The organism is Shewanella metallivivens (assembly GCF_028750675.1).
Classification (GTDB): domain Bacteria; phylum Pseudomonadota; class Gammaproteobacteria; order Enterobacterales; family Shewanellaceae; genus Shewanella; species Shewanella metallivivens.
This window is the reverse complement of sequence record NZ_JAQQPZ010000004.1, coordinates 232,691-253,769: the sequence shown is the minus strand read 5'-3', so window position 1 is coordinate 253,769 and position 21,079 is coordinate 232,691. Positions and strand designations below refer to the sequence as shown.

The following is a 21,079-nucleotide window of genomic DNA, read 5'->3' as shown; positions in this document are numbered from 1 at the left end:
ATCTACGCACAAGACAGCCCAAGAGAGCCAGTATCTCTTGGGCTTTTGGTTAGGTGGGATAAGTGGGGTCAGATAAGATAAGTGGGGTCAGATAAGATAAGTGGGGTCAGAGTAAACTTTATTCTATTACCTTAAAAGGGCGCCCCATTTCTTTGGATGCATGCTGTTACCCGTTAGTTTTTCTATTTGGTCTTTAAATGTGTCGCTGCCGATTACCATGCCTTTATTGGTTGCTTGACGAATATCGTTAATCATTTTTGCATCTAATTGATGTTGAAATAGGGCTCGATAAGATGATTGCCTTGCTTGAGTGTCGTTGCTTATTGAAAGGTAAACCTGATGTGGAGTACAAAGCTGAGAGGCTTTACCTAGGGCGTTGATTTGATAGCTTGACCAGACATATTCGGCTGGGTCATTAACCATATTAGCTCTTACTGGGTTGAGTTCAATATAACGATATAGTTGGATTAAGTATTCTTCGGTTTGCACTAAGCAAGACTTGAAACGACCTTCCCAAAGTGTCCCAGTACGTTTGTATGTGTAATTAAAATATCTCACATATTGTCTGCCAAGTGATTGCATCATAAGGCTAACAGCATTTGCTTTTTGAGGAGTGCAAAGTAAATGAACATGATTTGTCATAAATACCCACGCGTGAATATCGACATGAAATTTACGTGAGTATTCTTTTAGCCAACCAGCATAGGCTTTGAAATCTTGTTCGGATGTGAAGCAAGCTTGGCGATTATTTCACCGTTGAATAATATGTTGAGGAATACCGATAGGGGATACTCTAGGTTTTCTAGGCATGTGCAAGATCCATTTGCAAAGTGACTTGAGCTAAAGTGTATAGCTGACAATTTAAAGTTTACTCTGACCCCATTTATTATGTCGGCGAGTTTTATGCGTTTTTTACGTTAACGGCGGGGGTGACAAGTGAGAGACATTTTGATAAAACTTGTTTTGCATTCATGGCATTTACTCGTGGTAATTTTTATTTGGCGATAAATTTGATCACCAAATGCCATGAATTTTCCTTTCTTTTTTACATACCTTTTTATTTACTCAGTTCTTTTTGTGGGGATTCGTCAGGCTTTTACCCCATTTATTAAGATAACTTGGCTGCCCAGCCCGGTGGATAAATATCGAACAGTGCGTAGAGCTTAAAAATTGGACAAAAATAAAAAACCTCTGTGGTAAGCAGAGGTTTTAGAGGATTACGGAATATAGACAGTAATATTCGAGGTTTAAAACTTAATTTCTGCCGCTAAACTGATATTACGTTCCTGGCCGACAGTGACCATATTGTACTGACCACCTTCGATATAATCGGTATCAAATACATTTTTAACGTTGGCACGCACGCTAACATCTTTGCTCATAATATTCATGGTATATGCTGCGCCCAAGTCAAAACGAATATAATCATCTTTACTGATAGTGTTGTCAGTATTGGCGTAACGCTCACCGACATACACAGCACCAAAGTTCATGGCAAAGTCGTCGGTTATTTCGTAACGCGTCCAAATATTTGCAGACCATTCTGGCGCATCAATCGGTGTATTACCTTCTCGATCATCACCGGTTTGATATTCAGCATCTAAATACATCATTGATGACGTGACAAACCAATCCTGACTTATTTGACCTTGAGCGCCTAATTCAAAGCCACGATGTTTTTGTTTACCACCTTGTGTGGTGATATCGGTAAATGAGTCTGTTGGTACCGCTAATGTTTCCGAAATCGTGATGTTTTCTAAGGTGATATCAAATACAGCTGCCGTCATTAATAAACGGGCGTCAAACAATTCCCACTTGGTTCCGATTTCATACTGAATACCGTATTCAGGTTTTAAATCGAGTTCATTATTAACATCAAATTGATTATTAACTGCACCTTGCGGGGTAAAGCTTTTTGAATAATTAACATAAATACTGCCATTTTCATTTGGTGAATAAATCACACCAAACTTAGGTGAAACGGCATAGCTATTTTCACCTAAACCGTCTTTCTTTTGCTCGTCGTAACGTACACCTGCAAGCAATTGCCACTGATCATTGAATGTCATTAAATCTTGTAAATAGAAACCGTAATAGTTGTATTCACTCGGTGTCCCTTTAGCAGATAAGTGATAATCAAGATCTGGTTTAATGGCAGCCTGTCCAGGAATAATTGTTTGAGTGGCACCACGTTGAATCTGCTGCTGGTAGAAGTAGTCTAAATAGTTAGCACCTACTAATAACTGATGTTCAATATCTGCAACATTTAGGTTTGCAGTAAAGTCGACAAAAGCGGTTTTATGTTGCCAATCGTCATAGCGGTCAAAAGGTTTAATACTATAACCATTACTGAATGGATCTGTTGTGTATTGTGGCGATGAGTCTAAACGCTGACGATTAAACTGCTGATCGTTATAACCCGCTTTCACTTTCCACTCATCATTTATATACCATGTAATATCAGCCCCTAAATTTGATACGCTATTATCAGTAAATGCCCAATCAGTGTCCCAAATCGTCTCGTTATCACCAATCACATTACCGTCATTATCTAGCCAACTACCAGCATCTATTCCCGCTTTATCTTGAGTATGATCATACTTAACCGATAACAAAATATCATCGCTAAGGTCGAACTCCATGTTGATATAACCTAGCCAACGATCTCGCTCTTGGTTTTCGTCAGTTGTTGAATATTCACGCCAGTACTCCGTATCTTGTTTGACTAAAACAGCACGATAACGAACGCTTTGTGCTTCGTTCAAGCTGCCACCGGCATCAAGCTGTACACGAGTAGAGCCATTTTCATCTGTATCAAAACCAATCTCGAGCATTGAGTCATAAGTTGGTTTTTTGGTGACCATATTCACTAAGCCGCCAGGACCAGATTGGCCATATAGCATACTAGAAGGCCCTTTAAGTACCTCGACTTGTTGGAGCGTTTCAATAGGCTGAACATAATGAGACCATTGCTGGTGGCCATTAATTAAATAACCATTACCAGAATCTAATTCAAAGCCACGAATACCAAAAACTTGACGGTTCCAACGAGTCGTACCCGCTGTCACACTAGAATCATTAACAAGGACTTCGGCAAGGTTAGTTGCGAGTTGTTCGTCAGTGACAAAATCAGGGATAACATTCACTGATTGCGGAGTATCCATTAAGTCTATGTCGCCACGCATTGCGCCAGATGAAGTACCGACTTTATAATCATTAAACGAAAGACCTGAAACCGTTATGCGTTCAATATTTGAGTCGCTAGCCCCTTGTGCTATCGATGGTGACACCATTAATGCAGAACCCACAGCGAAACCGATTACTGAGTACTTAAATACCATTGCCAATACCTCAATATATTTTTAGCTTTAGAATTGGCAGTAATATAAGTGATAATCATTATTATTTAAACCTCTTTTCACAGTGTTTGCACTTGAATGTGATTTATATCAAAAATTTTATAAATCAATACAATGCGCACAACATAAATACATTAATTTAATCTTTAAATTATGATTAACCTATTGTTGCAAACGGTAGTCTTTTAATCTTCAGTGGGCGTTGCTAACTTGCGCATACTGCTACAACCGTAAACGCTTGCTAGCTATGATTTGATGATGTTTATTGGATAAAAAAATGGGTTGCCGAATATGGCAACCCATTTTGTGTCGTGGAGCGAGGGTAATTCTCTTGGGGGAATTACTCTGGGGTCACACAGCTAAAGCTTTCTGCGAGTTCTATGTCTCCTGAACCATTGTATGTGGCCACTTGTGGGAATGGACACAATGGGCGAGAGCGGTCTTTAGCCCAATCTTCTGGTAGCTCAGTGTTGGCTTCGCGCGCATTGGCGGTGATGGCTTCTGGTGCGGTGCCTGTTTCTACCCAAGCCACGATGTCATCTAAAATCGTATTGACTTGATCGGTTGCTGGGCCATTACCGCAGTGATTCATGCCTGGAATAAGGTATAGCTTGGCAAATTCATCAGCATTACCCGCATTAGCTTCATCAACAGATTTGTACCAGTCAATGGTATTTTGCACAGAGAATACTGGGTCGGCAGTACCATGCACTAAGATCATTTTGGCGCCACGTTCACGTAATACGTCATAGTCCGTTTCACCACCTAAGGCCATAAATGACATTGATGATTCAGGGAACTCACTGGTGGTCGCATTGATTGCGGCTTGGGCTTCATCTAAGTTCAAGTTCACAGCGTAGTTGTAGGCTTCAATTAACCCTGCATCAGCAAAGGTGTTGTAGTCATTGAATTCGACTGGCGGCGTTGAAAATACCGTTGCTACAGTGCCTGCATCGCGGCTAAAGGCGGCTGACATTTCCCAACTTGCCCAACCACTGGCACCTATGCCCACATCGTAAGGGAAGCTTGTGTAAAGTGCTGCGCCAGCTGAGGTTTGTGCCCCGGTCATAATATTACCTAGCGTTTGTTTTTGCTCGGCAGTTAAACAGGTTCCATCACGCTCAGCGGTACAAAGTGGCACGTCACGGTCAATATCAAAGGCAAGCTGACAGCCAACTAGGTCGTTAATCATCCCGTCTGCTGCGCCATCTAAAGCGTCACATTGCTCGCTGACACTATTAGCTAATAATGTATATTCTTGCGCGGTGACGGTGCTGACTATGGCGGCATTGATTTCATCGGCAGTGGTTAAAGGTGTATTAGCAGGGATTAAGTTGGCAAATTGCTGTACACCATATAATTGTGCAACAGCGGCTTGAGGCAAGTCATTTCCTGGATCGCCAACCAAAAACCCGTCATACATTTCAGGAAAACGTGTTGCAGCAACCATAGTGTGGCGGCCACCGTTAGAGCAACCTGCAAAGTATGAACGATCGGGTTGTTTGCCATAAGCGTCTGATATTAGTGCTTTTGCCATTGGGGTGAGTTTTTCAACAGCACCGTAGCCATAATTAATGCGTGCTTGATGATCGAGTCCAAAATATTGTTGGCCATACCCTTCGTGTCCAGCATCGGAGCTTATTACTGCAAAACCTTTGTTAAGTGCGGTAGCGTCATAGTCATCGGTTATTAAAAAACGACCTAAGGCTTTGTTCACTCGGCCGTCTAAGCCACCATTTGCTTGGTAGAGAAAGCGGCCATTCCAATCGGTTGGCATGCGCATTTCAAAGCCGATGGCATATTCTTGGGTTTCACTACCTTGCAAACCTTTACCTAAACGCTGTTCCATTTTACCGGTTAGCACACAGTGAGCGGGTGATTTAAACATGACACCACGGCCATCGTAGTCAACCTCGCCGGCGTCAACCATCACCGCTGAGGTGATTTCGGTGTCGTCAAAGTTAAAAGCATCAACTAGCGATGTGCAGTTTATTAATGTGGCAGGTTGGGCGGCGGTTAAAATCGGTAGGCTTGTGTCTTTTTCGTCACTATCACAGCCTGTTAGCGCAAGCGTCATGGCAATAGAGACGGCTATTGTATTAAGTTTCACGGGAAATCCTTTTTGCGAATTGAGAGTCAATCAAAAAGTAAAAGGGCCGGGAGCGGTGGCCCTTTACTTAATGAAAGCTGCGTAAGCTTTTGTTACGAAGATTAAATTGCGAACTTGTAGTAAACGTAGAAACGCGTATCGGTTAAGTCGTCACCTGTTGAGTAGTTCACAATGGCATGACGTGCGCGTACGCTTAAACCGTCAACATATTTGGCTAGATCGTACACCACTGAAAAGTCGGTTTCGTCGATGTCTTTACTTGAGTCGCCATCAATTTCATAGTTTGCCCAGTTAACATAAGTGCTAACGCCACTTAATGCAGAATCTGGTGCAAATTGATAAGCAAGTTGTAAGCCGTAGCCATCTTCGTTAGCGCGTGCTGATTGAACCACTTGTTGGATGATGACTTTGTCATCGCCAAATGGTGCCACAACGTCGCCGTCACCGGTGGTAACATATTTTACTGTTGCATCAAATCCGTTCCATTTCATCCCTAAGTGGAAACCCGCTTGGTATGTGTCAAATTGCGCTTCGGTTTGACTAAGTGCACCAGTTGAGTCTTGCTTTAGGTAAGATGGATTGAAATACCAGTTAGCTGCACCCATTTCGCCGCTAAGGTTTAACTTAACATGGTACTGGTTATACACATCTTCCATGCTGTAGTACCACAAACTGGTCTTAGCGTTTATCGCTTCGATTGGCAGGTTGTAGTCTAAACCTAGCGCATAGATTGGGTTGTCTTCTACATCGACAATGACACCTTTACGTGCAAACTCACTGCGGATCCCGCTTGATACGTTGTTAAACTCTTCGTCAGTCCAACCCATGTAGTCTGTGATGTATAGTGCTGATATCGCTAAATTTTCTATAGAGGTATTTTTAACACTGGCACCACGATACGTGAACGGAATAGCACGTAATGGGAACGGGTTCATCATTGGGGTACGTAACTCTTGTGCACCGACCACGATTTGTGTGTCGTACCAGTTGCCGCTGACAAAGTACTCTTGTAAACGGTTAACAGCGGTACGCTCGACAACTGAGCCAGGTGCGCCACCACCTACAAGGCCGTAAAGCCCGTCGTTGTTTGACTCCCATATTGGGTTTGCTGACGCAAATGAGCCGCCAAAACTGATGCCATTAGCTTCACCTGAACGCAGGTAGAATAAACCACCGAACGAGGTGTCGTGGCGATCTGTGCTATCACCATCAAAGTTACGTTGAAAATCAAAAAGTTGGAATTGACCTTTCAAGGTTGCATCATTAAATATGTTTGCCATTGGCTCAGCGGCAAAGGCTGGGCTTGCGGCTAGACATGCTACGACTAGCGGTAATAATTTAGTTTTAATATTCATCATTCTCATCCTGTTTCGTATTGACTTTTTATGGTCGAGATATCGGGGGCCTTACTATTTTAAGGGACCACAAAGTCAAAACGAAGGTGACAGCTACCGCAGTAGTTTTCAGACTTCTGGTGTACGTTGTGGCATTTTGCACAGTCGGTTTCGGTGCCAAAGTGGCGGTTTTCATGTGGGTTTGTTGGTTTTACATCTTTGGTTTTTTTAGCCAACTTTTCGGTGTTATGACATTTGATGCATTTGGTCATAGTGACCGCTTCGCGTTGTTCGGCGTTACCATGGCAGCTGGCACATTTAAGTCCTTTAGCTGCATGAGTTTGGTCGAGTAAGGTGGTTTTATCAGCCATTGCACTGCTTGCGAAAAAGCTCAATGCAAGACAAAGCATGATGTTGCGCAGTGTTAATTTTTTCATTGTGTTATTCCATAATTCTGTGTGAAAGGTGCCAAAGGTCTGGCATCCATTTACTTGTCTTTTTGGGTTACAGTTTGGCGACGTACTTACCTGCTAAGTAGCCAAATGTGTAGCAACGTCCTAATGACAAACCGAATACGGTGAGTGGGTAGTCGACACCGCCATAGAAGCCACCGCCAAGGTTACCGATAACAAATAAACCGCCAATTTTGTTGCCGTCTGCATCCAGTGCTTGATGGTTTTTGTCCACGAGCATGCCTGAACACAAGGTTGAGATGCGCATGCGGCGATGAATGCCATAAAAAGGTGCTTTTACCACTGGCAGCATTTTTGCTGAAGGCTTACCAAAATCATCATCTTTGCCGGTTTTGCATAGCTCGTTGTAGCGCTTCACATTGGCAACGAAGGTTTTAGGGTCGCATTCTAGTTTGACTGCGAGCTCTTCTAAGGTATTGGCTGAGTAGGTATTAATTTGAGACTCGTAAACGCCAATCTTTGGTGATGGATCTTCTGGCATGTAGATTTTCATCTGCTCAGGCGAGTAGAGTTTGCCTGGCCAGTTCGCTGCTTGTTCCATGTAGTTCGCGTCGAAGACTTGCGAGTAGTGACCGGCATTTTCTTCATCACGTAGATAGTTGTTCATCAGTGACATAGCAACGGTTTCATTGACGAAGCGCTCACCTTTGCGGTTGACGGCAAGGAACGGCATATCACACATTGACGCAGGGCCTGCATCAAAGTCATGGAGCATTTTGGTGTGGCCAATTGGTTCGATAACGCCGCCTGCCCAATATGCCATTGAGAAACCGTCACCGGTACGATCCATTTGTTTACGTTCAAAGTTTTTCAAATCAGGGATGAAGAAGTTACACATTGCTTCGTTGTTTTGGTAATCACCTGAAGACAAAATCACGCCTTTTTTGGCCATGTATTTGTGGTATTTACCGTCACGGTCTTGGGCGATAACCCCAATCACTTTGCCTGAGTCATCTTGAACAAGTTGCTGAGCTGGCATGTTGAAGAAGAATTTAACCCCAGCTTTTTCTGCCACTTTAGCTAAAGCACGCATGCCGTCACCTGTGGTGTAAGGCTTAGGTCCACAATATGAGGTAACAAAGTTAAGTTTATGTTCGGTAACACCATGAATGCCATGTTGCACTTTAGTGCCTTGGTCAACGATTTGTGCGCCACCTTTTTTAGCGCGGTCGATCACCCATGAAACGGCTTCACCAGAGTTGTATGCCCATTCTCTCACGAGTTCAGGGTGACAGCGGTGGGCACTGTCGCCCATTAAGCGGTTTACCATGGCTTCTACTGCGGCTTTGTCACTGTTGGCTAAATCGATGCCAGATCCTGTATTACCTTGCGAAACCACAATGGCTTGCTTTTGCAATACCGCTACTTTGGCACCGTTTTCAGCAGCAGATAACGCAGCGGGTACACCAGATGCACCTGCACCAACGACAACGACATCAAATGTTTGAGTTGAAACAATATCTCTGTCAGAAATCGGTTTCGGTTTTGGCATGAATTCGAGCGTTGCACCGCCATCTGAGCTCTTGGCCGTTTTAACGCAATCATCTGTTGAGGCTGTGGCCATGCTGCCAGTAAGACCTGTAAAAGCGACGGCGCCAGTACCCATAGCGGCACGAGTTAAAAAACTGCGTCGTGAAAGACCATTTTGCAGGACATTGCGGGTATATTGGTCGATTTCATTCGACTTGTTTGAATCATTTTTACTCATTTTAAAACTCCTTTACCCCTCACGGCTCGAGGCAGATCCGTCATCAAGACTTTGATATAGAACCCGGTCATAACCGCTTAGAACGACTGTTTTCTACTGACTTAAGTAGGTTTGTTCAAAAAGTAGATAAAGCCTTTGTTATTAGTCATGACTAATTTTTACTCTCCACTTCTGATACGTTAAATGTATGACATATAACGTTTCATAATAAGCGTTGGTTGTTAAATTTTTGCAGCCATCCGCAAAATTAATTATTTTGTGACTTGCTGCTTAAATAAGCTATTTGTGAAACAGCAGGGCTCCTAGCAGGAGTTTTTGATGAGGTAAAGAGGGTTGCGAGGTTATTTAATCTATTGTTTTTTAAAGGGGAATTATATTTACTGCTTTAGGTTTAACAGTAGTACTCTTTGGTGGTGACGCTGTGTTACAATTGGACGATAAAGTAGCGTAAGGACGTATTTTGAATAACTTCAAACCAATCAAGCAGATAAAGGCATCTGATGAAGTTTTTAATCAGCTCAGAGAAGCTATTTTCTCAGGGCGATTTTCCGCGGGTGATAAACTGCCCTCGGAGCGCGAGTTGATCGAAAAATTTGCCGTGAGTCGCACGGTTGTTAGAGAAGCGATAAAATCGTTAGAAGCCCGCGGACTTGTGGTCATTAAGCAAGGCGCTACTGGCGGTGCTTTTGTAAAAGAAATGACATTTGATCGGTTAAGTAGTGACTGCAACGATTTGTTCTTTTTAGGTAAAATGTCATTTAATGAGATCTGCCAAGCGCGCTTACATATTGAACCCATTGTTGCAGGTCTTGCGGCAAAACACTGTACTCCTGAGTATGCTAAATTGTTACTCGAGGCGAATGCCAATGAAAGCCTGACATTGGAATACCCTGAAACTGTCATGTTAAGAAGCAAAATTCATTATTTGCTGGCAGATATGTGTAATAACCGCTTTTTAACCGCTATTGATAAGTCATTGATTCAGTTAGTGGGTTCAATTGCCAGTAAGTTTCAACCTGATACTGATAAAATACATCCCCCGGGCATGCATCATTCTATTATTGATGCTGTGATTGCAGGCGATGAGGCTGGTGCAGAGCAAGCAATGAGAGCGCATTTATTAGACTTTTTAGTCTTACTTGATGGCATTGAAGAAGAATATCGACATACTCAATAGCATTCATATTTATCTATTTTTGCTTGGACTTTTAGCCACATTTTTACTGTTTGGGATGAGTTGATAATCCTACTTTTATTCTCCTCGCAATGCTATTTGGACACTTAACTGGCAATATCAAGTATGTACTATTGAATAGATGCGCGTGATTTGACCTATAGCATCGCTTTGTCTTTACGGACCCTTATTGACTGATTGCATCAATTAATTACCAGGTGCCTCTAGTGTATTGAGTAATTTTCTCAATAACATATCAAGTTGATTTTTTTCTTGTTCAGAAAAGCTTGCGTTCATCAATCTGTGACTTTCCTGCGCCTTAACAACAATTTCTTCTATGACCTGTTTACCTTTTGCGGTTAATTGCACACGCTTGACTCGGCCGTCTTCTGAAGAAGGGCTTCTGGATATTAAGGCTTTTTGTTCAAGTCGGTACAGTGCTTTGGTTAAGCCGCCGGAACTGATGAGCATGTAGTCCATAATTTGTGTGGGCATCAGTAGGTGCGGAGCGGGGGTTCTTCTTAGCGCAGTGAGTAGCCCAAAATCAGAGGTCTGCAGACCATATTCTGCCATTGTTTTGCTGCGTTTCTCTTCATTAATAGACTGAATTTTATCAATTAATGGCAGTGAGGGAATCATGTCCTCATAAGCTTCTGGCCAGTTCTCCTTCATTAAAGAAAGAAAGGTTTCAAACTTCTCTATCATCGTTGTCGCTTCATCAGTATACGATTGGCTGGCAATTATATCTTGCCAGAAAGATAACCTCAAGCTAATATATCTTCCTGGGAAGATAATAAAGATTGTTGGTGAGGTGTTATGTCCAAAGGGCATTTTGTCTTTTTGATGGCGTTGGTGATGGCCGCAGGTCCTTTTGCGGTTGATGCTTATTTGCCGGGTATTCCCTCCATGTCAGAGTATTTGGGCGTGGGTATTGATTCTGTTGCAACGACGGTCAGTTTTTATTTTGTGGGTATGGCGATGGGCCAGCTTATTGGTGGCCCGCTTGCAGATCGCTTTGAAAAACGCAGCATTATTGTGGGTGGGCTGTTGCTGTATGCCTTGAGTTCGCTGGTTATTGCCTCTGCCAGTGACCTTAATGTGATTCAAATTTCGCGGATTTTTCAAGCTGTAGGTGGGGGATTTGCAGGTGTTTGTGTTGCGCCGTTAGTTAGGATGAGAGAGAGCGGAAATGCCGCTGCAAAACTGTTTGGCTTAATTGCACTTATTATGGTGCTTGCTCCTGCGATTGCCCCGAGTATTGGCGCGCTAATTCTGTTAACGGGCAAATGGCAGAATATTTTCTATTTTACCGCGGGCTATGCAGTGTTTGTCGCGATACTTGTGGCTAAGTCATTACCTCAATGCCCCGCTAAAACTCAACAGGTAAAAATCCCTGCGTATCGGCGTTATCTGTTAGTGATGAAAAACACCACTGCCATGCGCTACTTGCTGGTACAGGCCTGCGGCTACAGTGTCATGATGGTGTTTATCACTAATGCGTCATTTATTTATCAGGTTCAGTTTGGCTTAAGTGAACAAATATTCGGATTGGTATTTGCGGCTAATACGGTGATGAATATTTTAGTGAATAGAAGCAATTCAAAACTGCTTAACCGTAAGCCGGCCAATACATTGTTGCGAGTGGCTATTTTGTGTCAGGCATTTTTTGTGTTGCTGTTACTCAGCTTTACCGCGTTTGACGCCTCATTGTATCTGTTTGTATTTGGCATTATGGGAGCCGTAGGCATGGTTGGTGCCATTATGCCTAATGCCAATGCGTTGTACATGAGCCAGTTTACCGAAAATACCGGCTCAGCATCAGCACTGTTAGGGGCTGGGCAGTTTACTGGCGGAGCATTAATGGGAGGGCTGACGACCCAACTTTATAACGGAACGTTATGGCCTGTGGTTTGGGTGATGTTGATGTTAGTCATCGTGGCTAACATTTTGTTGCCAAAAGGCAAAAAGGAAGCTGTTTTAGATTGTGCAGAGCACCGAGGTTGAGTTGTTTGCAGTGAAAATTGCCGGTAGATTCAATAGCGTTGGTTAATGCATAGTCCCCCTTCAAACGGGCCCTATCAAGTGAGCTCGTTAATGTTTTTGGGGTACTATGGTTTAGGGGAGGCCTTTATTGTAATGACGCCACAATTTCGCGGAAAAACGCGATGGTTTCATGCTTTGATATCAGCTCGTCTTGAAAGTGTAAATCGGCACTGTTTTTTACAATGACCACATTGTGTTGTTGGTTCACATAGATATATTGCCCATAAACGCCAACGCAAAAGAATTCACCTTGCTGTGCTTCTGGTGGTAGCCAAATTTGGTAACCGTACCCAAGTTTGTCTTGTTGTGGTTTAAGGTATTCTGATTGGGGCGTGGTGGCGGCTTTTATCTACTCAGCAGAGACGATTTGCTTGCCGTTAAACTCGCCATTATTTAGTAGCAATCGGCCAAAGCGGGCGTAGTCGCGGGTGGTAACATTTAAGCCGCCTAGGGCAAAAACAGTACCTTGGGAGTCGGTAAGCCAATAGGCATCGCTTTCCATGCCGATGGTGTGCCACAGATTTTGCTGCAAAAACCGCTGACTGGTTACGTATGAATGACGCATTTTTGCTACGTTTGAACTATCAAAAGTACTTGATTCTGACGTAGACGGTTTCGGTGCTGCAATTGATGTTGTTGGCCGTTTCTAAGCTAAAGCTATCAAGAGTAGATTATCTAAAGCTTATTGATATCGATCATTTACCCCAAAAAAGGGGCCTTAACCAGGCTCCTTTTTTATTAGCCGATAAATACTGACTTAGCCTTAGTCCTTGAATGAGTAATCGTTAAGTCAACGACATTGTTTATACCATCGCATCATAAACAGTTTTGCTATCGACAAATTGTTCAAAACTGATGACTTTTCCATCTTTAAGTGTCCAAAGATGGGCTACTCTCGCCTTGAAATATCGGCCAGTGGCTTTATTGGTTCCGCTATATGTACCATAAGCAAAAACCTTGTTACCTGCGGCAACATAGTCTTCCACTGCAAAATTGTAATCAATCCACTCAGTGCTTAAACGAGCAAATACATTTTTTTCAATCTCATCAAATCCTTGATACGTCCCAGCATAAGGGAAGCCGGCAGCTTCAGTCCAACGTGTCTCGTTTGAAATATAACGCTTAAGGTTTTTACCGTTGTCTTCTGAGGTTTTACCTTCATAAGTACTTTTAATAATGTCTAGATTTGTCATGAATGAGGTTCCGTATTTTGAGGTATTGATTGCAGCTTAATGCAACATAAGGAGCGAGATAATAGACTGGCTATTATCTCGAGTTGAGGTTGATTTATGTTGTGTTGCTTAGCCCCAAGGCATTTCGCCCATGATCACTTTTGCACTTAAACTCAATATGCTGTCGCCGCCAATATTTGGATAAATGGCTTTCATTTTGGCCATTAATTCCTCTGAATTTGCTGCCGATTTGGCTGCAGTTTCAAAGTCTTCAATGTACTGGCGGGTGAATTTAACCGCTTGAATGGTCAACGGTTTGTCGCCCAGCATATGCCCAGATATCACCGTTGTAGGGTTTAGCTTTTCAATAACATCAAGGGTTTTATACCAATTTTGGCGCGACTCTGGAGTTTTACTATCAGCTAAAAAAACGTGCATATTGTTAAAAATCACCACGCCCCCAAGCATTGTTTTACTGGAAGGGATCCAAACAAAAGTATGTTTTGGATCGTGCCCCTCAAGGCCAATAACGTTAACCTGTTCACCATCAACGGTTAAGGTGTCGCCTTGTAGTACTTCTGGCACTACCAGTGTTTGTGGTGCATTTTCTTTAAGGATAGGCCCCCAGTAGGCTTTTTTAGGCGCCATTGTCGCCTTTATGTATTCTTGGGTTGTGGCAGATGATAACACCTTGGCATTGGGGTAGGCTGCGGTAATCACATCAAGTCCAAAATAATAATCTGGATCCCCATGACTAATGTAAATAGTCGTCAGTTTTTTACCTGACTGTTTTATCAGCTCAACTACAGCCTGTGCGTCATTACGCTGAAACTGAGCATCTACTAAGATGGCTTCTTTTGGCCCTGTAATTAACACTGAGCTAACAGGGAACATGCTCTTTTCTTGTGGATTAAACACGGTCGTTGTTAATGTTGCACTGACAGCGCTGGCGGATACTGCCATCATAGTTAACATCGCGCTTGCCTGAATTAATTTTGACAAAAATTTCATAATCACCTCTAAAATGCTGCAGTTGCAGCGACTAAGTATTGTATTGATAACGGTTTAAGCTAAAAGGTTTTGGAGCCAAAGACACCATTTATAACGTTGCAAATGGCGGTTTAGCGTCAACCGCTAAAGTATTTTGACGACATCTTCGAAAGCGAGACGCGGTCCTCTAGGATAGTTTTTAGTGGCATCGCCATAACCAATATTGATGATGAAGTTAGACTTGTAACGACCCTCTGGAAAGAAGGTGTCATCGACCACCTTGTTGTCAAATCCGCTCATAGGGCCGCAATCTAAACCAAGACTACGAGCTGCCATGATGAAATACGCGCCTTGTAAACTTGAGTTTCTAAACGCAGTTGTATCTCGGAAACTTTCATTGTTTTCGAACATGTCTTTAGCCGTCGGATAAGCAGGGAATTGCTTTGGTAAGTTGTTATAAAACTGCGTGTCTGAAGCAATGATCACCGAGGCTGGTGCTGCTAGGCTTTTTTGCTGATTACCCGGAGCTAACGCTTTATTTAATTTCTCTTTTGCGTCCGCACTTTTTATCACTAAATAATAACCAGGTTGGCAGTTCATGGATGTTGGTGCCCACTTCATCAACTCATAAAGTTGTTTAATCAATTCATCTGGCACGGCTTTATCCGTAAAAGCATTAAATGTGCGAGCTTCGGTAAACAGTTGATTGAGTGCCTTTTGATCTAGTGCCTTTTGATTTAGCGCTTTAGTGTCCAATGTAGTATTCATATTGTTTTCCATATTGTTTTTAAGCCATGTCTTGTTGAGTAACAGTTGTTTAATCGACGGTATCCATTGATTGTTTTACATAAGCAATCCACTGCCCTGTTTGGCCGTAATAACGGCTGTGGTCTAATTTGGTAAATGCACCATCTGAATGTTCAAACGCAAATGTAGGGAATCCACTTGAACCGACTAAATCCAACATATGTCCTGCTTGGCGAATATGCTGCTGCGTTTTCTCGCCATTAAAAGCATCAAATGCACTGATGAAACTGTTTGAACTCAAACCGAGTTCATTAGCAATACTCGTTAGATTTTTAATATTCGATTGAGAATAGCCATCAACAAATTGGGCTATTTGCATTTTATGTAACATGGATAGCGGATTAATCCCTAAGGACTCAGCCGCTAAAAGTGCAGCAATGGGAGTGTCAGAATCGACAATACGATGTTTATCTTCTAATAGTATCGAGTAGTAGGTTTGACTAAATACTTGACCCGTTAATGCGGTAATCTTGTTGTCCATTTCTTTTATGCGCTGATGAAAACTTACCGATAATGGCCCTTTTTTTGCGCCTGAGAATAATCCACCGCCATGCATCTTAATTTCGATGTTTGTCAATTGAGTGAGCGCATCTAACAGTGGTGCAGCGGCATAGCACCAGCCACATTGTGGATCCATGATGAAATGTAAGGTCTTCATTGTTGTCCTGTCAAAGCCGTAAATTGAGTTGATGACGCAAGTGTAAATTGCAAATATGTTGCAAAAAAACCCTATTAAGGGTAATAGTTAGTTGCATAAATCGAACATATAGGCAGAGAATGGATAGAATTACCGCAGCACAGGTCTTTGTTAGAATTGTTGAGCAAGGCAGTATGGTCGGCGCCGCTCAGTCATTGGATATGTCACGGTCTATGGTGACAAGATATTTAAGCGAAATGGAACGCTGGGCGGATGCGCAATTGCTTCATCGCTCTACTCGAAAGCTCACACTCACCGCAGCAGGTGAAAAAGCATTTGAGAATTGCCGATCTATACTCGATTTTGCTAAAGAAGTATCTGCCCCGCTTGCATCTGAGCACGCGGCGCAACCAGAAGGCACTATTCGAATTGCTTGCTCTCAATTTGTTGCAGCAGATTTATTGCCAACGGTCATAGATGCATTTCTAGATGAATTTCCAAAAGTGCACATTGACGTTCATATCAGTAACCAAGTTACCAATCTCGTTGAAGACAGAATTGATTTGGCAATACGCATCACCAATGAATTAGATCCCAATATTATTGCGCGTCCTCTTGGGCGGTGTCGTTCAGTATTGTGTGCAACAGAAGCGTATTTAAAGCGCAATGGTTATCCTGTTTATCCTGATGACTTAGCTAAACATAACTGTCTTATTTATTCTAATTTTGGTAAAAGTTTGTGGCATTTCACTAAAAATGAGCAAGCAGTTGTGACTTCAGTATCAGGTAATTACAGTGCTAATGAATCGTTGTTATTACTACAATCAGTGCTAAAAGGGCGCGGGATTTCCTTACAACCTAAACACGCAGTACAAGCTATGATCAACGACAAGAAACTTGTTCATGTATTGCCCAATTACGAGCCTGTATCCTTGGGGATTTACGCGATATATCGTTCTAGAAAACACCAATCCATCGCGATACGAAAACTACTAGATCGCTTGGTCGATCATTTTGAAATAACGGAGACTTAGTTGAAAATGTGGTGGGGAGTAATCTTATTTATATTGTTTAAAATGGTGTCATATTATTTTAGGAGGCATAGTTTTTGCTGTTAGTTTTCAATTTAATCTATAAATTTATCGTGACTAATTGCCATGGCTTTGTTGGTTGGATACATAATATTGTCAATAAGGTTTGAATCTAATTGATACTTAAACAGCGCGCTTTAAGAAGCTTGACTGGAAAACTCGAGGGTTTCTTACTTAGCCATTAACGCGTATTGAAAACCTAAATCAGCACTGCTTTTATTTATCATGCATTGTTTTTTGGTTTATATAAATATATTGCCTGTATACGCCTGCACAAAAGAATGCACGTTATATAGGCTTATCTGAACCGCTTAATGCGAAAGCTGTGCTTTGGGCAGACTCATGTACAAGTTTATCGATTATTTTATCTACCTCCCTCGCTTAAATCCGCTTAAAACCTATGTCTATCATGTTACTGAGTAACAATTTTCCTGCCTGGTTAACTCTACACTCGCCATATCTTGCGCGTTCAAACTCTTCTGCTCGACCTTCTTGAAAGAAAAATGCGTTGCTGGCCAGCTTGGCCCTGCCATCGCGAACACGATACTGGATCAGTCGCTGTGATGGTGTTAGCGCATCCCAGTTAAACGCCATGAAAAATATCACTCCCACACCCACTAATAGCACCCCGAGATACAATAATTGATTGGTAATTAATTGCTGCCACTTGTTTGCATTGGGGTGAGAGTAGGCCTCTAACATTGCTGCCTTAAAGTTTGCGCGGTCTATCTTACCGTCTAAAAAGCAATGCCATATAGCGGATCGCTTTTGCGTCATCATTCCCTGTCTAATATCCCTTTATTGAAGTGTCCGGCTAATTCAATCACAACAACTGTAGTCTAGAGCTTCATTCTTCCCTACTTTTAATTCAGTTAACGGTATCGATATACAATTTGAAGGTATTAATGCATAAAACGATTAATCATTAAAACACTGCTTAGGTGCAAAAATTAACTGATAACAGTTGTTTTTGTGATCGTTGATCGCGTCGGTTTTATTATCGACACCGGTATCTTTTGATTGGGCCTCACATTTATGATTGCCGCTATTGAGCATCTTGCAGCGATTGCCTACAATGACGCACGTTTTATTAATTACAGTATATGACTATGAACGATACTACCGCTAAACCTGCTTTACCTGATCGCTTAAGCGTTAATCCACGCAGCAAACATCATGTTGCAGCGATTTTTGAATTTGATATTGGCATTAAAGTGAATGGGAAAGAGCGCTTTGATGTTGAAGAATATTGCATCAGTGAAGGTTGGGTTAAAGTGCCAGCAGGTAAAGCGTTAGACCGTCGTGGCCAACCGCTTACAATGACGGTTAAAGGTACGATTGAAGCTTTTTACAAGTAAGCTCTTTTATAAATAAGCTCTTTTATAAATAAGATTTTAGCATTTAAAATGAAGGCTAATCATTGAGGTTAGCCTTTTTTGTGTTTGATTTATTTAAATCAGTTAACCTGAGACCGGGATGAAGGGGTTAACTTATGCATGTTAAAATCAATATATTAACCATTCTCGCTTTCAAGTTAGTCTATTGTCAGTCGATTCAACGCAGTTAGCAGGGCAAAGCATTGTTTGAAAGGCGTTTATTATCCTGAGTTCAGGTCCGTTAGGTTTTGCTTGATGTTTGTTCGATAACGTTATAGTCGTAAACAATCCCTGCCAGTGCTTTCCACCTTTAAAAACTTATTGGTAGCCATCGTGACTTTCATTCATGTGCAATGGCTGTAAAATCCGCGCCGTGTTTTACCTGTCTATTTGCGAATTTATGATGATTGATTTGGCTTTATTGCCTGTTTATTTAACGACTGTCGTGGCGTTATTGTTAATTCCTGGCCCCGATATGTTGCTGATTGCCAGTTCGAGTTTGAGCTATGGCCGCAAAGTGGGTGTGTATGCTAGCTTTGGCAATGCCACATCTGGGTTAATTTTAACCTTGCTTGCTGCGATGGGCGTATCGGCATTGGTGGCCATGAACCCAATGGCATTAGAGTTACTGCGAATTTTAGGCGGTGCTTATTTACTTAAAATGGCGTGGGATTGTATTCGCTGTGATTCGGTTGATGCTCCTGACATTGCTGTACAAAACAATCTGGCTAAACTGCTTTATCGACGTGCGGTCATGAGTAATTTATTGAACCCGAAAGCGCTGCTCTTTTTTGTGTTGTTTTTACCGCAATTTGTGTCAACTCAGCTCAGTGCTAGCTCTGGTGAGCAAATGTTAGCGTTAGGCTTATTGCTCAATGTAATGGGATTAGCGTTTAATTTAATGCTGGTGGCCTTGGTTGGCCGTTTGGGCAAACCATTATTAAACAGTGAAAAGTTTCGTACTTATCAAAACAAATTTATGGGGTTGGTGTTTTTTGCCTTAGCGATTTGGTTATTGGCTTCGCAAGTACAAAGCTAAATGTTGAGGCGATCAAAACGTAAAAACCACGGCTAATTCCCGTGGTTTTTACGTTTTAGGATTAATGCTTTTTAGGTTGTTGTATTGCGGCTATCTCTTGTTCTACTGCGGTTACAACGCCTTTTGGGTTATTAAGGTATTGAGAATGATCAATAAAGATGGCGTTGTCATTCACTGTCATCACTAATACGGGAAAGCTTGTGGTGCCCAACATTTGTTGTATTTCTGCAATGGCTTCTAAAATGTTTTCAGCGTCGACACTGAGTTCATCTTTAAACACTTTATTGCTAGGTGATAGCTTTAATTTTTCAACAATGGCGTTAAAGTCATGTTTTGTGTTCAGTGGATTGCCTTCAACAAAGTGGGCCGCTTGCAATGCATTGAGCAGTGCTAATTGTTTGTTGGCTTGTTTATCTTGCATCCAGGCCATTAAGTTTGCCGATTTGATTGAATTTTTAGGGCTATTGGCATAACGAATATGCTCACGGCCAAATTTAACACCACTGGCTTTTGTCGCTGCTTGTATTTGCTCTTCGCCAGCGCAGTCTTTACCGATGTAATGCGCACTGTGTAGCAAATGTATTGTCATGTCTGGATAGGCTTGCTGCAATGCGTTGACTAATGGCGTGGTCGCGTAACTCCAGGGGCAATGCGAGTCGAAGATAAAGTAAAGCTCAGTGGTCATGGTGTAGATTCTAATTAGCGATCGATAGACCGATCCTAATGAGTTTAAAGGTAAGATTCAATCATTGTCGTAGCGCTGTGTTAATGGTGTGTTTGGTATCGTGTCGTTGAATTCGAGGCCATTATTGTTAAGCGCTGATCAAAGATATTGGCAAACGCTAGCCTAAACTCGGGTGTCATCAATGCATAACGGGCGATATCACCATTAATGATTATATTTTTGAGTGGGTTCTTGTATTTGGTAAAGGGCGTTATGTTCATCGCAGGTGACTTCACAGTCGCAACTCTTTTCTATTCCTACATTCGCAAGCCCGGCACAGCTACCTTGAATGGGTCTTCGCCCTAAAAAAATACCTAATGCCATCACTGCAAAAAACACTAAAAACACCATAAAAGTCATTATAAATTGCATGCTATTTACCTTTGCTGTTGCAATGATTGGCTTAAACATCACGTTTTAGCACCTATCAAGTATCTCAAATTGATATTGATGTGATATTGTAAAATAATTAATAGCATATGCCAATATTGGTTTTGTTTTTATTTTGTGGGGTTTTATGAGTCAGCAATATCAATCTGAAAAAGCGTTCTTGATTGAAAGTTTAAGCTTGGTTTCGCAGGATATGTCAGCCGATGATTTATTTGAGGTGGTTAAGCCATTGAGCCATCAGTATTGCATGTTGTGTGGCACGCAGAATTTATTAGGGCTTCACTTGCAATTTTTCAGTACGGCAGACCAACAGGTATGGGCGCGCGCCAAAGGGTCGATTCATCAACAGGGTTACCAAGGGATTTTACACGGCGGTTATTTATCGGCGTTACTCGATAGCGGTATGTGCCAAGCGCTTTTCCAGCAGAACATAGAAGCAGTTACTGCCGATATGAATATCCGCTACTTACATGAAGTACCTGTAAATAGTCATATTTTGATTAAAGGTAAGATTATTTCTGCTCGTTACCCTCTGTATAAGGTGGAGGGTGAGTTATATGTTGCAGGCCAATTGGTGGTTAAAAGCAGCGCACGCTTTATGGCGAAGGGATTTGGTAAAAAAATAAAGTAACGTAGTACAGCACACTTTGTT

The 21,079-nt window shown here is 42.0% G+C and carries 20 protein-coding genes and 1 pseudogene; 6 read left to right on the top strand and 15 right to left on the bottom strand.

Annotated elements, in window-relative coordinates; genetic code table 11:
* Nucleotides 1–126: 126 nt before the first annotated feature.
* From PQR79_RS08035 to PQR79_RS08010, 6 genes and pseudogenes are all read right to left on the bottom strand, one after another.
* Nucleotides 127–810: pseudogene (locus PQR79_RS08035) on the bottom strand (transposase).
* Between the two features lie 437 nt (nucleotides 811–1,247).
* A complete protein-coding gene (locus PQR79_RS08030; RefSeq protein ID WP_238106651.1) occupies nucleotides 1,248–3,341 on the bottom strand; it encodes a TonB-dependent receptor in 2,094 nt (697 codons plus the stop codon).
* Between the two features lie 358 nt (nucleotides 3,342–3,699).
* Nucleotides 3,700–5,469 carry a tannase/feruloyl esterase family alpha/beta hydrolase gene (locus PQR79_RS08025; protein WP_238106652.1) on the bottom strand — a complete coding sequence of 590 codons (1,770 nt, stop codon included), beginning with the start codon at nucleotides 5,467–5,469 and terminating at the stop codon, nucleotides 3,700–3,702.
* 101 nt (nucleotides 5,470–5,570) lie between these two features.
* Entirely contained in the window at nucleotides 5,571–6,827 is a 1,257-nt protein-coding gene (locus PQR79_RS08020) for an OprD family outer membrane porin (protein ID WP_368389125.1), read from the bottom strand.
* Nucleotides 6,828–6,883: 56 nt separating this feature from the next.
* Nucleotides 6,884–7,240 carry a cytochrome c3 family protein gene (locus PQR79_RS08015; protein WP_238106653.1) on the bottom strand — a complete coding sequence of 119 codons (357 nt, stop codon included), beginning with the start codon at nucleotides 7,238–7,240 and terminating at the stop codon, nucleotides 6,884–6,886.
* 67 nt (nucleotides 7,241–7,307) lie between these two features.
* Nucleotides 7,308–8,984: an FAD-binding protein gene (locus PQR79_RS08010; RefSeq protein ID WP_238106654.1), complete on the bottom strand. Its 1,677-nt coding sequence runs from the start codon at nucleotides 8,982–8,984 to the stop codon at nucleotides 7,308–7,310.
* Between the two features lie 460 nt (nucleotides 8,985–9,444).
* On the opposite strand from PQR79_RS08010, the gene PQR79_RS08005 reads away from it, so the two are divergent.
* On the top strand, nucleotides 9,445–10,161 hold the full coding sequence (locus tag PQR79_RS08005; RefSeq protein ID WP_238106655.1) for a FadR/GntR family transcriptional regulator: 717 nt from the start codon (nucleotides 9,445–9,447) through the stop codon (nucleotides 10,159–10,161).
* A 204-nt stretch (nucleotides 10,162–10,365) separates the two neighbouring features.
* Here the strand turns inward: PQR79_RS08005 and PQR79_RS08000 are convergent, their stop codons facing one another.
* On the bottom strand, nucleotides 10,366–10,989 hold the full coding sequence (locus PQR79_RS08000) for a MarR family winged helix-turn-helix transcriptional regulator (RefSeq protein WP_274408435.1): 624 nt from the start codon (nucleotides 10,987–10,989) through the stop codon (nucleotides 10,366–10,368).
* Here PQR79_RS08000 and PQR79_RS07995 point away from each other — a divergent pair.
* A complete protein-coding gene (locus PQR79_RS07995; protein WP_238106657.1) occupies nucleotides 10,975–12,162 on the top strand; it encodes a multidrug effflux MFS transporter in 1,188 nt (395 codons plus the stop codon). The two genes, PQR79_RS08000 and PQR79_RS07995, sit on opposite strands and share 15 nt — an antisense overlap.
* 388 nt (nucleotides 12,163–12,550) lie before the next feature.
* On the opposite strand, the gene PQR79_RS07990 is transcribed toward PQR79_RS07995, so the two are convergent.
* The 5 genes from PQR79_RS07990 to PQR79_RS07970 form a co-directional block, all read right to left on the bottom strand.
* Complete coding sequence (locus tag PQR79_RS07990; RefSeq protein ID WP_238106658.1) at nucleotides 12,551–12,766, bottom strand: hypothetical protein; 216 nt, start codon at nucleotides 12,764–12,766, stop codon at nucleotides 12,551–12,553.
* A 238-nt stretch (nucleotides 12,767–13,004) separates the two neighbouring features.
* Nucleotides 13,005–13,394 carry a nuclear transport factor 2 family protein gene (locus tag PQR79_RS07985; protein WP_238106659.1) on the bottom strand — a complete coding sequence of 130 codons (390 nt, stop codon included), beginning with the start codon at nucleotides 13,392–13,394 and terminating at the stop codon, nucleotides 13,005–13,007.
* Between the two features lie 108 nt (nucleotides 13,395–13,502).
* Entirely contained in the window at nucleotides 13,503–14,384 is an 882-nt protein-coding gene (locus PQR79_RS07980) for an MBL fold metallo-hydrolase (protein ID WP_238106660.1), read from the bottom strand.
* A gap of 123 nt (nucleotides 14,385–14,507) precedes the next feature.
* Entirely contained in the window at nucleotides 14,508–15,131 is a 624-nt protein-coding gene (locus tag PQR79_RS07975) for a malonic semialdehyde reductase (RefSeq protein WP_238106661.1), read from the bottom strand.
* A 49-nt stretch (nucleotides 15,132–15,180) separates the two neighbouring features.
* On the bottom strand, nucleotides 15,181–15,828 hold the full coding sequence (locus tag PQR79_RS07970) for a DsbA family protein (RefSeq protein WP_238106662.1): 648 nt from the start codon (nucleotides 15,826–15,828) through the stop codon (nucleotides 15,181–15,183).
* Nucleotides 15,829–15,947: 119 nt separating this feature from the next.
* Between PQR79_RS07970 and PQR79_RS07965 the strand changes: the two genes are divergently transcribed.
* Complete coding sequence (locus tag PQR79_RS07965; protein WP_238106663.1) at nucleotides 15,948–16,841, top strand: LysR family transcriptional regulator; 894 nt, start codon at nucleotides 15,948–15,950, stop codon at nucleotides 16,839–16,841.
* A 438-nt stretch (nucleotides 16,842–17,279) separates the two neighbouring features.
* Here the strand turns inward: PQR79_RS07965 and PQR79_RS07960 are convergent, their stop codons facing one another.
* On the bottom strand, nucleotides 17,280–17,678 hold the full coding sequence (locus PQR79_RS07960) for a GDYXXLXY domain-containing protein (protein ID WP_238106664.1): 399 nt from the start codon (nucleotides 17,676–17,678) through the stop codon (nucleotides 17,280–17,282).
* Nucleotides 17,679–18,007: 329 nt separating this feature from the next.
* Between PQR79_RS07960 and PQR79_RS07955 the strand changes: the two genes are divergently transcribed.
* The gene (locus PQR79_RS07955) at nucleotides 18,008–18,256 is read left to right on the top strand and encodes a DUF3297 family protein (protein WP_238106665.1); all 249 of its coding nucleotides are present in this window, start codon (nucleotides 18,008–18,010) and stop codon (nucleotides 18,254–18,256) included.
* Nucleotides 18,257–18,677: 421 nt separating this feature from the next.
* Complete coding sequence (locus PQR79_RS07950) at nucleotides 18,678–19,313, top strand: LysE family translocator (RefSeq protein ID WP_372942606.1); 636 nt, start codon at nucleotides 18,678–18,680, stop codon at nucleotides 19,311–19,313.
* Nucleotides 19,314–19,374: 61 nt separating this feature from the next.
* Here PQR79_RS07950 and PQR79_RS07945 read toward each other — a convergent pair whose 3' ends face one another.
* Together PQR79_RS07945 and nqrM are read right to left on the bottom strand one after the other, a co-directional pair.
* Complete coding sequence (locus PQR79_RS07945) at nucleotides 19,375–19,998, bottom strand: protein-disulfide isomerase (RefSeq protein WP_238106667.1); 624 nt, start codon at nucleotides 19,996–19,998, stop codon at nucleotides 19,375–19,377.
* Between the two features lie 204 nt (nucleotides 19,999–20,202).
* Entirely contained in the window at nucleotides 20,203–20,409 is a 207-nt protein-coding gene (gene nqrM, locus PQR79_RS07940) for a (Na+)-NQR maturation NqrM (RefSeq protein ID WP_274408434.1), read from the bottom strand.
* A gap of 145 nt (nucleotides 20,410–20,554) precedes the next feature.
* Between nqrM and PQR79_RS07935 the strand changes: the two genes are divergently transcribed.
* Nucleotides 20,555–21,058, top strand: a complete 504-nt coding sequence (locus tag PQR79_RS07935; protein ID WP_238106669.1) for a PaaI family thioesterase — start codon at nucleotides 20,555–20,557, stop codon at nucleotides 21,056–21,058.
* Nucleotides 21,059–21,079: the final 21 nt, after the last annotated feature.

Excerpts from the sequence above, each read along its gene's own strand:
- PQR79_RS07935 (WP_238106669.1), top strand. The coding sequence starts at position 20,555 with ATGAGTCAGCAATATCAATCTGAAAAAGCGTTCTTGATTGAAAGTTTA.
- PQR79_RS07970 (WP_238106662.1), bottom strand. The coding sequence starts at position 15,828 with ATGAAGACCTTACATTTCATCATGGATCCACAATGTGGCTGGTGCTAT.
- PQR79_RS07995 (WP_238106657.1), top strand. The coding sequence starts at position 10,975 with ATGTCCAAAGGGCATTTTGTCTTTTTGATGGCGTTGGTGATGGCCGCA.
- PQR79_RS08000 (WP_274408435.1), bottom strand. The coding sequence starts at position 10,989 with ATGCCCTTTGGACATAACACCTCACCAACAATCTTTATTATCTTCCCA.
- PQR79_RS07950 (WP_372942606.1), top strand. The coding sequence starts at position 18,678 with ATGATTGATTTGGCTTTATTGCCTGTTTATTTAACGACTGTCGTGGCG.
- PQR79_RS07985 (WP_238106659.1), bottom strand. The coding sequence starts at position 13,394 with ATGACAAATCTAGACATTATTAAAAGTACTTATGAAGGTAAAACCTCA.
- PQR79_RS08030 (WP_238106651.1), bottom strand. The coding sequence starts at position 3,341 with ATGGTATTTAAGTACTCAGTAATCGGTTTCGCTGTGGGTTCTGCATTA.
- PQR79_RS08010 (WP_238106654.1), bottom strand. The coding sequence starts at position 8,984 with ATGAGTAAAAATGATTCAAACAAGTCGAATGAAATCGACCAATATACC.
- PQR79_RS07980 (WP_238106660.1), bottom strand. The coding sequence starts at position 14,384 with ATGAAATTTTTGTCAAAATTAATTCAGGCAAGCGCGATGTTAACTATG.
- nqrM (WP_274408434.1), bottom strand. The coding sequence starts at position 20,409 with ATGCAATTTATAATGACTTTTATGGTGTTTTTAGTGTTTTTTGCAGTG.
- PQR79_RS07990 (WP_238106658.1), bottom strand. The coding sequence starts at position 12,766 with ATGCGTCATTCATACGTAACCAGTCAGCGGTTTTTGCAGCAAAATCTG.
- PQR79_RS08015 (WP_238106653.1), bottom strand. The coding sequence starts at position 7,240 with ATGAAAAAATTAACACTGCGCAACATCATGCTTTGTCTTGCATTGAGC.
- PQR79_RS08020 (WP_368389125.1), bottom strand. The coding sequence starts at position 6,827 with ATGATGAATATTAAAACTAAATTATTACCGCTAGTCGTAGCATGTCTA.
- PQR79_RS07965 (WP_238106663.1), top strand. The coding sequence starts at position 15,948 with ATGGATAGAATTACCGCAGCACAGGTCTTTGTTAGAATTGTTGAGCAA.
- PQR79_RS07955 (WP_238106665.1), top strand. The coding sequence starts at position 18,008 with ATGAACGATACTACCGCTAAACCTGCTTTACCTGATCGCTTAAGCGTT.
- PQR79_RS07975 (WP_238106661.1), bottom strand. The coding sequence starts at position 15,131 with ATGAATACTACATTGGACACTAAAGCGCTAAATCAAAAGGCACTAGAT.
- PQR79_RS07960 (WP_238106664.1), bottom strand. The coding sequence starts at position 17,678 with ATGATGACGCAAAAGCGATCCGCTATATGGCATTGCTTTTTAGACGGT.
- PQR79_RS07945 (WP_238106667.1), bottom strand. The coding sequence starts at position 19,998 with ATGACCACTGAGCTTTACTTTATCTTCGACTCGCATTGCCCCTGGAGT.